General features: G+C 38.8%; 10 protein-coding genes. 2 read left to right on the forward strand and 8 right to left on the reverse strand.

The features are described 5' to 3' along the window. Positions 1-165 precede the first annotated feature (165 nt). Together IPM47_10035 and IPM47_10040 are read left to right on the forward strand one after the other, a co-directional pair. A complete protein-coding gene (locus IPM47_10035) occupies positions 166-2598 on the forward strand; it encodes a TonB-dependent receptor (GenBank protein ID QQS31225.1) in 2433 nt (810 codons plus the stop codon). 181 nt (positions 2599-2779) lie between these two features. Continuing rightward, positions 2780-4498: a neutral/alkaline non-lysosomal ceramidase N-terminal domain-containing protein gene (locus IPM47_10040; GenBank protein QQS31226.1), complete on the forward strand. Its 1719-nt coding sequence runs from the start codon at positions 2780-2782 to the stop codon at positions 4496-4498. A gap of 143 nt (positions 4499-4641) precedes the next feature. Here IPM47_10040 and IPM47_10045 read toward each other — a convergent pair whose 3' ends face one another. The 8 genes from IPM47_10045 to IPM47_10080 form a co-directional block, all read right to left on the reverse strand. Then, positions 4642-5100 carry a hypothetical protein gene (locus IPM47_10045; protein ID QQS31227.1) on the reverse strand — a complete coding sequence of 153 codons (459 nt, stop codon included), beginning with the start codon at positions 5098-5100 and terminating at the stop codon, positions 4642-4644. Positions 5101-5255: 155 nt separating this feature from the next. Then, positions 5256-6155: a TonB family protein gene (locus IPM47_10050; protein ID QQS31228.1), complete on the reverse strand. Its 900-nt coding sequence runs from the start codon at positions 6153-6155 to the stop codon at positions 5256-5258. A 19-nt stretch (positions 6156-6174) separates the two neighbouring features. Next, positions 6175-6573 carry a biopolymer transporter ExbD gene (locus IPM47_10055; GenBank protein ID QQS31229.1) on the reverse strand — a complete coding sequence of 133 codons (399 nt, stop codon included), beginning with the start codon at positions 6571-6573 and terminating at the stop codon, positions 6175-6177. Between the two features lie 181 nt (positions 6574-6754). Continuing rightward, positions 6755-7444: a MotA/TolQ/ExbB proton channel family protein gene (locus tag IPM47_10060; GenBank protein ID QQS31230.1), complete on the reverse strand. Its 690-nt coding sequence runs from the start codon at positions 7442-7444 to the stop codon at positions 6755-6757. Positions 7445-7616: 172 nt separating this feature from the next. After that, positions 7617-9419 carry an ABC transporter ATP-binding protein gene (locus tag IPM47_10065; protein QQS31231.1) on the reverse strand — a complete coding sequence of 601 codons (1803 nt, stop codon included), beginning with the start codon at positions 9417-9419 and terminating at the stop codon, positions 7617-7619. Between the two features lie 67 nt (positions 9420-9486). Beyond that, positions 9487-10098 (reverse strand): hypothetical protein, encoded by a 612-nt coding sequence (locus IPM47_10070; GenBank protein ID QQS31232.1) that lies wholly within the window; start codon positions 10096-10098, stop codon positions 9487-9489. A gap of 113 nt (positions 10099-10211) precedes the next feature. After that, complete coding sequence (locus IPM47_10075) at positions 10212-11570, reverse strand: sulfatase-like hydrolase/transferase (GenBank protein ID QQS31233.1); 1359 nt, start codon at positions 11568-11570, stop codon at positions 10212-10214. Positions 11571-11656: 86 nt separating this feature from the next. Further along, complete coding sequence (locus tag IPM47_10080) at positions 11657-12205, reverse strand: M23 family metallopeptidase (GenBank protein ID QQS31234.1); 549 nt, start codon at positions 12203-12205, stop codon at positions 11657-11659. Positions 12206-12272: the final 67 nt, after the last annotated feature.

Raw genomic sequence — 12272 nt, forward strand, 5'->3', positions numbered from 1 at the left:
TAAATGTATTTGCTGCCAAAAAATAAATAAGGTGTTTTTTAACACAAAGATTTCTGTATAATTTGCAAAGTCTTACAAACTTTCTGACAAGCTAAATTAACTTTGCCCATACATTGCAGAACAGCCAATTCATTTACTCAATAATTTAACTATAACAGGTGCTTTATGAAAAGATTTCAACAAATTTTTATCTTTTTTTTCATCGCACTGCTTCCTTTAACTGGTTTTGCTCAAAATGCAACCATCAAAGGAGTAGTAACCGATAACGAAACGAGCGAACCATTAGGATTTGTCAATGTATCCACAATGGTTGAAAATGAAACAAGGGGCGCTCAAACAGACTATGACGGCAACTACTCTCTTAGTCTTCCCGCCGGCAGCTATACTATTACTTACAGTTATGTTGGTTATACTGAAAGGAAAATAACCCAAAAAGTATTAGCCGGAGATATGATTACGCTTAATATTGCCATTACTCAAAAAACAGAACTCTTAGATCAATTAGTAGTAACCGCAGGTAAATTTGAGCAGAAACTTGGAGAACAAACTGTTTCATTGGAAGTTATCAAACCTTCAATGGTAGAAAATACCAACAGTACGGCCATTGACCAAACCATTCAGCGCATTCCGGGAGTAGATGTTGTTGACGGACAGGCCAATATCAGGGGTGGCAGCGGATACTCTTATGGAGCAGGAAGCCGTGTTATGCTGTTGATGGACGATATTCCGGTGTTGACGGCCGATGCAGGTTTTCCAAACTGGGATTTTCTCCCCATCGAAAACCTGGAACAGGTTGAAATTATCAAAGGTGCTTCATCTGCTCTTTATGGGTCTTCTGCTATGAACGGGATTATCAATATGCGTACAGCCTATCCAAAATCGAAACCGGAAGGAAAAATAACCTTTTTTACCGGAATGTATCAAAATCCGCGCGATAACGAAGTCATCCGTTACGATGAAGACGGTGCTCCTGTAGATACTGTTAATAAAGGATGGTGGGGTGGTGCATACCCTATTGAAACTGGAGGTTCTTTTGCCTATAAAAGAAAATTTGACCAGTTTGACTTAGTAACCGGGGGGTATTTTTTTAATGAAACAGGATGGCGAAGACCGGATTATGGCAGAATGGGCAGGATTAATGTCAATACCCGCTATCGCTTTAAAAACCGCCCCGGATTGTCTGTTGGGGTAAATACTAATATTCAGAAAAACACCAGTGCCAGTTTTTTGATTTGGGATAAAGATGATGGCGGCTCGGCTGCTGAGGGAGCGTATTTATTATACAAAGCACTTCCTCCTATAAACAACAACGGGTTTAAAGCAACCCTTGATCCATTTGTCGAATACTTTACTGCCTCCGGCTTTAAAATAAAAGTATTAGGGCGATATTATAGAAACAACAACCAAAACGACACTAATCAAAGCACTAAATCAGATTTTTACTATGGTGAAGCCCAGGCACAAAAAAGATTTGAAGACATTGCGTTTACTATTACAGGAGGGTTAGTCGGTAATTATGCAAAAGCAGATGCTGAACTTTACGGAGGAGGTGCCAAGTTTTCTTCTTCTAATTTAGCCGCCTATGCACAATTCGACAAAAAGTTTTTTGAGAAACTTAACCTTTCTTTCGGTGCCCGCTATGAGTATAATGAAATTGAAGGAGATAAAGAAGCCAAGCCCGTTTTCAGAGCCGGAGCCAACTATCAGGCAGCTCAATTTACTTTTATCAGGGCTTCTTTTGGACAAGCTTACCGTTTCCCAACTATAGCCGAAAAATATGTTTCTACCAATCTTGGAAATATTTCAGTTGAAGGGTTACCCATTCAGGTTCCTTTCGGCATTTTCCCGAACGAAAACCTGGATTCCGAAACCGGATGGAGCGGAGAGATAGGAATTAAACAGGGAATTAAGATTTCTGACTGGAAAGGATTTATTGACGTGTCAGGCTTTATTAACGAATATAACAACATGATGGAGTTTACTTTTGGGGTAAATGAAGCCTTACGCCCCTTGTTAGGCACGTTTAATATTTGGAATGAATATGCAGATTTGGTAAATCCCCCAGTTACCCTAACCGGTAACGCCGGAACCGGATTCCAATCTATCAACATTGGCGATACCCGTATATTCGGACTTGATTGTACTGTGGCGGGAACCGGAAAAGTGTTTGGACTTCCTGTCAATGCTTTAATTGGTTATACATGGATAACTCCGACATTTCAGGATTTTGATACCCTACAGAATGTATTGTCCTCTTCTGATGAAAACATCCTGAAATACAGATTCCGCCATACGGTCAAAGCTGATATTGAAGGTACTTTTATCCAAAAACTGACTATTGGTGGGAATCTTCAATACTATAGTTTTATGGAAGCCATTGACGAAGCCTTTAATCGCCTGTTGCCGGGTATTCAGGAATTCAGAGAAGAACACAACGGTGGCACTTTGGTTATTGACGGAAGATTAAATTACAGAGTAACGGAATCCGCAAGTGTAGCCTTTATCTGTAAAAATATGACAAATTTGGAATACGCACTTCGTCCGGGGTTGATTGACCCGCCAAGAAGCTACAATATCAGATTTAGCTATTCGTTTTAAATTGTATTTTGTTCTGAAACAATCCGTTTTAAAAAATTCCAACCAACTCGACTCAAAAAAATAAACTATCAGCAGATATACAATAACTCACAATCGCTGATCAATTATTTAAAAAATATTCCCTGCCGTTGTTGTCAAAACAACATCGGCAGGGTTTTTCAAATCACACCTCAATTTAATAATGTTCGAAGTAGGAGTTGCTAAAGAAGATATTACTGCTTTTGTTTACGGAAAAGGGATGATGGGATATGCTGTTCCGACACATATTGTCAAAGATGTTGAAACCCCTATCTCAGTCCGTGCTTTTGTGATACAGGACAAACAAAGTGGAAAAAAAGTTGCGTTAGTCAATACTGAGATATGTTTTTATACAATTGCTGTCAAAGCAGAAGTAATCAGGGTTTTGCAAACTCAATATCCAGAACTCGGATTTGAGGACGCAAATGTTTTATTGAGTGCTCAACATACGCATAGTGCTCCCGGCGGTTATTCTCATTATGTTTTGTATAACGTAGCCATCCCCGGCTTTCAACCGAAAGTTTTTAATAATATTGTTACAGGCACCGTAAATGCCATTGTATCTGCTGCCCAAAATTTGAAACCTTCGGAGTTGTTTTTCAATTCCGGGGTTTTTGAACCAGATATTCCGGTGGCATTCAATCGCTCAATCAGAGCTTTTAATGCAAACCCCGAAGTTTCTAAACCCTTTCTTAAAAAAGATCATCATCTGGCAATTGACCGCAACATGAAACTCCTTCGGTTTGAAGCTGAAGGAGGAACCCCCTTGGGTGCAATCAATTGGTTTGGAGTACATACAACAAGTGTTGGTAACACACACCATCGGATTTGTTATGATAACAAAGGCTATGCTGCTGAATATTTAGAAAAACACCTCCGCCGTAAAACTGCAAATAATAGTATTGTTACGGCTTTTGCTCAGGATACTGCCGGTGATGTTTCTCCCAATCATCAATACAAACCTGCTATTCCGATTCATCAGGAATATGAATCTGCGCGTCAAAACGGGTATTTGCAATTTGAAAAAGCCAAAGACCTGTTTGAGCAAGCCATAAACCAAAAAGCCTTATCAGGTGGAATAGACTACGAACTGATGTATATCAATATGTCAAATATTGAAGTGGACAGTGAGTTTATTCTTGGACGAAAAGGAGTTAGAACAGCACCTTCTGCTGTCGGGATTCACATGCTTTTAGGTGCTAATGATCGTCCTGCTTTGGATGAATTCAGCAATTTTTTTCTTGGTTTGGGCGGACCCATCCTTCCCAAAATGATAAAGGCTTATGAAACAAGCGTTTTGCGTTTGTTCAGGAGCAAAAAAGATATGGAAGATATTCAGCTTAAATACCGATCACATGGTTCCAAACAAATTACCATCGAATCGAGCATCGGTAAAATTCTCGGGACGTATTATATCCAGAAACTAATCATTCCGGGAGCAGTTGATGAAACTATCAAACGAATGAAACAAATTGACCGTGAAGGATATTTTGGGCGAACACCGTGGATGCCGAGGATTGTTCCTTTACAAATCATCATCATCGGCGAATTGGCAATTTTGGGTATTGCAGCAGAAGTTACCACTATGGCAGGTAAACGCATAGCAGATTCAGCTTTACGGATTTTAAAACATAGAGGGGTGAAACATGCCATCATAGCTTCTTATTCCAACGGCTATCATGGATATATCACCACGACACAGGAATACAAGGTTCAGGAATATGAAGGAGCGCATACAATATTTGGAAAATGGACATTGCCCGCCTATCAAACTAAAATCAAGCAATTGGCAATAGAAATGCTGAAACCTGCTCAACAACGTCAAATTGACCATAATCTTCAACCGGAATTGTTTGCCGCAGATGAAATTTGGTATGGGTAAGATTAAAAAGGTCTATAAAAGTTGTGTGAATTAATGCAAATATATCTTACCATCTTTGCGCTAATAAAAATGGAAAACAAAAAGAGATTTTGCAATGTAAGGATTCATATAAAGAAGGAACTTTTATGTTTTTAACATTAAGCCTAAAGTTTCTTTTTTTCTATTTTCTTGTGAGTATCAAGGTATGTTGGCAATGCTGCAGATCCGTACCAAGGGTAAATTTCATAGTCGAAAATTTTTTCTTTAACTGACAAATCGGATTGTAAAAGGATTTCGACTTCATCTTTGGTTGATAAAGTAAAAATATAAATGCCCCGGTATGATTTGTCGTTTTTGCCTAATGGCCCGGCAATAATCAGTTTGCCCTCAGTAATCATTTGTTTGATAAAATCGAAATGCCCCCTGAAAATTGTATTCAGCCGGTCTTTGTCTTCAAGGGTACTGCTTCCTGTTTTCAGGATTACCAAATAATAGTTTCTCATACCTAATTCATCAGCACCAAGAGAATCGGCCAATTGCTGATCAAAATCGGGGTTTTCATTTTGTGCTTGCATGCCTGTATATAGTAAGGTAAGTAAAAATAAGAATATGAGTTTTTTCATGGCAAGGAAGTGCATTAACTTTTTTGAATGATTGAATTAATACCCCGATTCAACTTTCCTGTTGCTTGTGGCAAACCTAAATTTTTTAAGATCAAAAAAACTTATTTAACCACAACCTTTAACGGTTATAATCTAAGGTGTTTCATGAAAGAATATTACTTGACTTTAAAGGTAAAGGAGATAGTTCCGGTTTGAATTTCAAGTCCTGCCAAGGCTTCGTTAAATTTGGCTTTTTTTGCAGCAGCCAAAGCCTTATTTTTTAAAGTGGAACTTGTAGTCGTAGAACCGGAAGATTGAAACTGAGCATCAATAACTTGTCCGGTTCGGTCAACTTTTATTCTAATTACGACTTTGCCGGTTTCCTGCGAGTTATCCTGAATTGGTGGAATTCCCAACAACCGTCTGCCGCTGAGTTCATATCCTACTCCGCTGTCGCCCATACCGGGGCTTTCAGTTCCAGTATTTGGAGTAATGTCCACTTTACCCATTATTTTTCCTATATCTTCGTTGCTGTTGTTTTGGTTGCCTTGACTTGTTGTGTTATTGCTGTTGTTGCCAGGGAACAACGCTTTGGGGTCAACATTGGGTTTGGGGTTGGTATTTTGTGGCGTGTTTTCCTGTGCTTTATCGGTTTTAGGTTTATTATCGTCTTTTGGGGTGGGTTTGTTTTTGTTATCTTTCACCTCTTCAGTTTCTTTATGTTTGTTTTTGTCTTCTACGGGGAGCGCCGGAGCAGCATCATCATTCGAAGTTTGTGCCTGATTATCAATAACCGGGTCAGGCAGTTGGGTTTTAGGCTGTTCCGCAGCACTTGATTCTACTGAAGTGGCTTCTGAGAAATTACTGGCAGCTTCGTCAGAAACGGGTTGAATTTCACCTGAACCTTGTTCAGAGTTGCCAAAATTTATCAGTATTCCTTGTTCTTCCAAAGGGGGGATGACGGCATTCATCCCAAAGAAAAAAAGTAAAAGTAGTAACAACAAATGGACAACGGCAGTACCAATTGCGCCTTCTGTAGATATTTTTGGTTCGTTTTCCTGTAGGTATGAGTTCATGGCTTAGAAGTTTTATGGCTTATTCTTTAAGAGGGGCTGTTGCCAAAACCATTTTTACTTTTAGATCATTGGCAATATCCATAATTTCGACAACTTTTTCGATAGGAACACTTTTTTCGGCATTTAAAACAATTGTTGCATCAGGTTGATTTTTTAGCTGTTCGGTAACTATGGGTCGTATATTGACAAACTCAACGGCTTGTTTGCCGACATAATATTTCAAATCTGCCGAAATTGAAATAGATACCGGTTGGTTTACAGTTGTTTTACTTTGCGAGCTGGGTAAAACGAGGTTCAGCGCGTTGGGATTGACAAAAGTGGAAGTCAGCAGAAAAAATATAATCAACAAAAATACAATGTCGGTCATAGACGCTGTACTGAAAGTAGCATTGACTTTGTTAGACGGTTTGATAGCCATGGCAATTAGTTTGTGATAAACCGGAAAGGCGATGTTAAAACTGAACAAATACTGATTTAAGAAATAGATGCCGAAATAACGAATGTGGGTGTTTGATGGAATAGACTTATGAATAAAAAAAAAGTCAACCTCCTATTAGTTTGATTTTACTGCAAATCAGACAAATTAAACAAATATGGGTTTATTTAGCCGGTTCTTGAAGAAAGTCAACAAAACCAACTGATGTAGCTTCCATTTTAAAAACCACTTTTTCGACCATATTGACTAAAAAATTATAAGCGATATATGCCGGGATACCAATCATTAAACCTGCTGCAGTAGTAATCAGGGCTTGGTAAATTCCACCGGCTAACATACTCGGATCTACGTTGCTACCTGCATTGGAAATCTGGAAAAAAGCAGTAATCATACCTGTAACAGTGCCTAAAAATCCAATCATTGGAGCAACACCGGCAATTGTTGCTAATATAGCAAGGTTCTTTTCTAGTTTCATTAGTTCAAGTTTCCCTTCGTTTTCAATAGCCACTTCTATGCTGCGCAAGGGTTTCCCTAATCGTTTAATACCTTTTTCGACCATTCGGGCTATAGGTGTATTTTGTTGCTGACAAAGATTGGTGGCCAATTGAATATCTCCTCTTATCATATGCCCCTGAATTTGGTCCATAAAATTCCTGTCAATTTTGGAAGCTGTTGTAATTGCTATATACCGCTCAATAAAAATATATACCCCTAAAATAGATAATAAAGTAAGAGGTATCATAAAAAGCAATCCTCCCAATTTAAATAATTCGAAAAAAGAAAGAGAAACGCTTGAAGAGGTAGCTTTGGCGGTTGTATCAGCAACCTGAAGTAGTATGATGGTAATAAACATAGAGTTATGAGAGTTTAGGTGTGTATGTAGTTTTCTTAAATTTGTAGGTATTGTGGTAGTTATTTGAATAGCTTAACTCCAAAAATGTTTAAAAAAAATTGTCATGCCTTCAAAAAATTTTTTTTGAAGTCCAGGTTTTTGCATTAACTTCTTATTAACGATAAATAATAGGTTATAGTATTGTTTTTTCAATACGATTATTCATTCTGCTTTTAATACGCTCAAGAGTTCCTGTTGGAATAGCGTCAATCAGTTTTTTGGTATAATCGTGAGTCGGATTGTTGTAAATTTCATCAGAAGGCCCGATTTCTTCGATTTTACCTCTGTTCATGACCACCATTCTATCGCTCATAAATTTTACTACACTGAGGTCGTGAGAAATAAAAATATAGGTAAACTTGTATTTTTCGCGCAGTTCAATCAACAGATTTAGTACCTGAGCCTGAACTGAAACATCAAGGGCAGATACCGATTCGTCGCAAATTATAAACTCAGGCTCTAAAGCTAAGGCACGGGCAATGCAGATTCGTTGTCTCTGCCCTCCCGAAAACTCGTGAGGATATCGCATCAGATGGTCAGGAAACATACTCACAGTCTGAAGTAATTCGGCGGCTTTTTCCATTCGTTGTTTGTCGTTGTTCAAAATGCCGTGTATCTGCAGAGGTTCTATGATACTTGCTCCGATAGTCATACGAGGATTTAGCGAAGAATATGGATCCTGAAAAATAATCTGCATGTGCCGTCGCATATCTTTCATATCGCCCTTGCTTAGGTCGAAAATAGACTTCCCTCTGTAAATAACGGAACCTTCAGTAGCCGGAGTCAATCTCAATATGGTTCTTCCAATTGTTGTTTTACCACAACCTGATTCGCCTACTAAGCCAAGTGTTTCCCCTTCGTGTACCACAAAACTGACATCGTCAACTGCATGAACCCAACTTAGGGTTCGTCCAAAAAAACTCTTTTTGGATGGGAAATAGGTTTTAAGCTGATTGACCTCCAATAAAGGGGGAGTTTCCATCAGGGTATTCAGGCGCTGTTTAGTTTCTTCGGGCTTTACTTCTACCTGACTAAGCATATCTTTGACTGAAATATCTTTTACCTGCATGATTCCCTCACTATCGGTAGTCATAAAATCACTGACAATGGGTAATTTTCGCAGACGCTTGCCCAAAGGAGGCCGGCAAGCAAGTAAACCTTTAGTATAGGGATGCTGAGGGTTGTCAAATATTTCAAGAACTGAGCCTTGTTCCACAATTTTACCCTGATACATCACAATGACACGGTCGGCTATTTCTGCAATTACGCCGAGGTCGTGGGTGATAAACAGGGTTGACATAGCCTTTTCAGTCTGCAAGTCGTTGATAAGTTCAAGTATAGTTTTTTGAACAGTAACATCCAGGGCGGTAGTTGGCTCATCGGCTATCAGAAGGCTAGGCTTGCAAGACATAGCCATGGCAATCATAACTCGTTGCTTTTGCCCGCCCGAAAGTTGATGCGGATAGGCATCGTAAATTCTTTGTGGATTTGGAAGTTTTACACTCGCAAATAAATCAATCGTTAAAGCTTTGGCTTCATTTAAAGGTAGCTTTTGATGAAGTTGAATTGCTTCAACAACCTGTGCACCGCAGGTAAACACAGGATTGAGAGAAGTCATCGGTTCCTGAAAAATCATGGCAATATCATTTCCACGGTACTGCCGCATTTCGTGTAATGGCACTTTCAGTAAATCCACGGTGCTGCCGTCTTCTTTATGATATATAATTTCACCACCTGCAAATTCGCCGGGAGGTGTGGCAATCAATCGCATAGCTGAAAGACAAGCAACAGATTTTCCGGAACCGGATTCGCCAACTATACCCAAAATTTCACCTCTGTTTACAGTAAAACTCACATCATCAACTGCTTTTACAGTTCCTCCTTCTACATGAAAGTAGGTCTTTAAATTCTTAACCTCTAACAGCAAATTACTCATTGTTTGTTTTTGAAATTTCGGGTAAATATAACCATCAAACCTAAGATTTGGCTACAAAATAAACATTTTATTCTTGTCCGCTTATATTTTGTATATCATCAATCTGCCATTTTCCACCATTATGCGAAAGCTGATAACTTAGTTTCATAGGCGAGACTTTGAAATTCAGAACTACATAAGCAAAATCGTTTTCAATCTGATTGAGGGTAGCATTGCTTAGGTTAAGTTCTTTCAGCTCTTCGGTAAAATCCTGAGACAACATGATGAAATCATAATCAAAATAGTCAGGTGGCCCTTCAAACTGCGGATTGTCTTTCCAGTTTTGTGCCGCTTTGTCAAAATAATCTCTCCAGGAGGAAAGATATTTCTCAGATAGATACCCGCATTTTTTTAATTCGGATAAATAATGTTCTGTTCCTTCAAAATTTACTGTATATGGTTTTGTAGTATCCTCTAAAGCTGTCGAATTGAGAACAAGGGGAATTTTATTCAATTCGTGCCTGTTGGATTTATACCATTCCAAAAACCGGATCACTGTTTCTTCAGGTGATATTGTCGCAGGTGTTTTAAAAGTTGAAATTGCATCCGCTGATGTGTTTCCGGAACAAGCACCTATTAAAAAAAGTAAAAGAAGGTAATAAAAGCCAAAAAGGGGAAGAAAAAACGATTTGGAATTCATGATATGGATAAAGGATGATGATTTATCTCCGGTAGTTCAAGAAATGCCCCAATTTCATTGTTATGCTTATAAGAGTTGATTGTGTTGAAAGAAAAAGAGGGTTCAGTGATTTATTATTTTCCGGTTCCTACTTTTTGCGAAAAGGCTGAAAAGTCTGACAGTATATTTAACATATTATTGCGTAAAGCCAGGTTATCAATGCACTCATAAAGTGGGTTGGAATTACCGGGTAAGGGTTCATAGTTGGTTTCTGTTTCAGTAAATCTGGTAGTCGGTGCAACAAACCATTTGTTGTCACGAAAAAGATAACGGGAGCCTTCATTAACAAAACAAATCTGATTGTATTTGTATTTGGGAAGGGTTCTGCCATGGTTGTTGTACCAATAACTTTGCATAACGGGAACCGACATTTGAGGCTCTTTTAAAAGTGATGGTTGCAAGGTGTCGCCTCCACAGGCTTTGATTATCGTATGGTATAGGTCTTTGGTGTTTACTTCTATATCTACTGTTGAAGATTGTTGGTGGTAGGGCGGAAGTACAAACAGCGGCACCCGGTTTCCTGCTTCGGTAACATTGCTGAAATGATAAAGCCACCCTTGCTCTCCGAAGTTTTCACCATGGTCTGAGGCAAACATCAACAGAGTATTGCGGTCTTTGTGCATTTCCTCGGCAAAATCATTGATTGCCGGGGCTAAAGCCTCCCAACTTTTTCGTTGTCGTTTGCGTAATACCTGCAACATATCCTCTTTAACATGTAGTTGATCGGTTTTGAGAAAAGTTTGATTTAGCGTATTGTAGAGGCTTGCCAATTCTCGGAATTTTTTGTAAAAGCCGGATGAAAGCATTTGAAAAGTTGGAGCAACATGATATGGAAAATGGGATTCCATAAAATTTATGAAGATAAAACTTCGCTCGTTCTTTTTTTCATTTTGGGCAATAATGTTGCGGGCTTCGTTCAACGTATCTTGATGGGTATATTGCAGCCATGTTTTATTGGCTTCAATGTCTTCGGACATGGTATTCATCAGCAAGTCCTTTGAAAACAACATACGTCTTAAACGTGGCTTTCCAATCAGAGCGAGAAATTGCTGAAGCCGGTTAAATTTTGCAGGAACTATCTTCCACGTTCGGCAAATTTCATCAAAACCTCTATGCAGGCCAAAAATATGGGTTGTTGCCACATTTGCTGTAACCTGATAAGTATTATATCCCAAATTCTTGAGTTGTTCAGCAAGAGTTGGAACGGCGGGGTTTAAAAATCTGGTTTGGCTGGTCGCTCCATGTTGATGCGGCATGAGCCCGGTAAAGAGGGAAGCCGTTGCAGGTAAAGTCCAACATCCGCTCGAACGGGCTTGGGTAAATTGAATTCCTTTTTTAAGAAAATAAGGTAAACCAATTTCATTGTTTGCATATATTGAATCAAAACGGAGGCTATCTGCTATCAACAGGATAACATGTTGGGGAGCATTCATGTTTTACATCGGTTGGAGGAGAAAAATATAACGGTGTCATTCAGAAACCTTTGCAAAGGTATTAAAAAGCAATAAATAACCTATTTTCACCTTTTTAAGTTAATTTCGGTTTTTCCGAATGATTTCCACAACAACCTATCAGGATTTAGGTAAAACATTTTTTTCCATCCTTGTGGTGAGTTGTCCCAATTCCATGGATAGGGCAGAAGAGTAGCAACAGAAAAATGTAAATGCGGAGGCTTTCCTGCTGCATTTCCGCTCGTACCTACCTGACCTAATTTTTCCCCTTGTTTGACCCATTGTCCCGGACTTACCTGAAATGACTGTAAATGTGCATAGTAATAAATTCTCCATTTTGCACCTAAAATTGCCACCACATTACCACCCATTTTATTTTCTCCGCTGAATAATACTATACCTTTTGCTGCAGACAAAACATTTCTTCCTTCAGGAGCAAAAATATCAATTCCTTTATGTACACCCGATTTACCCCAGGGGTAATACCAAAAACTATTTTTATTCCAGTCATTAAAAACTGTTTCTTCAACAGGAATAACAACTCTTGCAGAGAAAAACATAGGAAGGACTAACAAACATAGAATTACAATTAGCCAGAGTTTGAAGTTTTTCTTCATTGGGAAGACCAAAGTAAAGAGTAATATATAACTTCTAAAGGGCACGAAGAACCAAATGGATTAGTTG

It is taken from the genome of Sphingobacteriales bacterium (genome assembly GCA_016700115.1).
GTDB lineage: Bacteria > Bacteroidota > Bacteroidia > Chitinophagales > UBA2359 > UBA2359.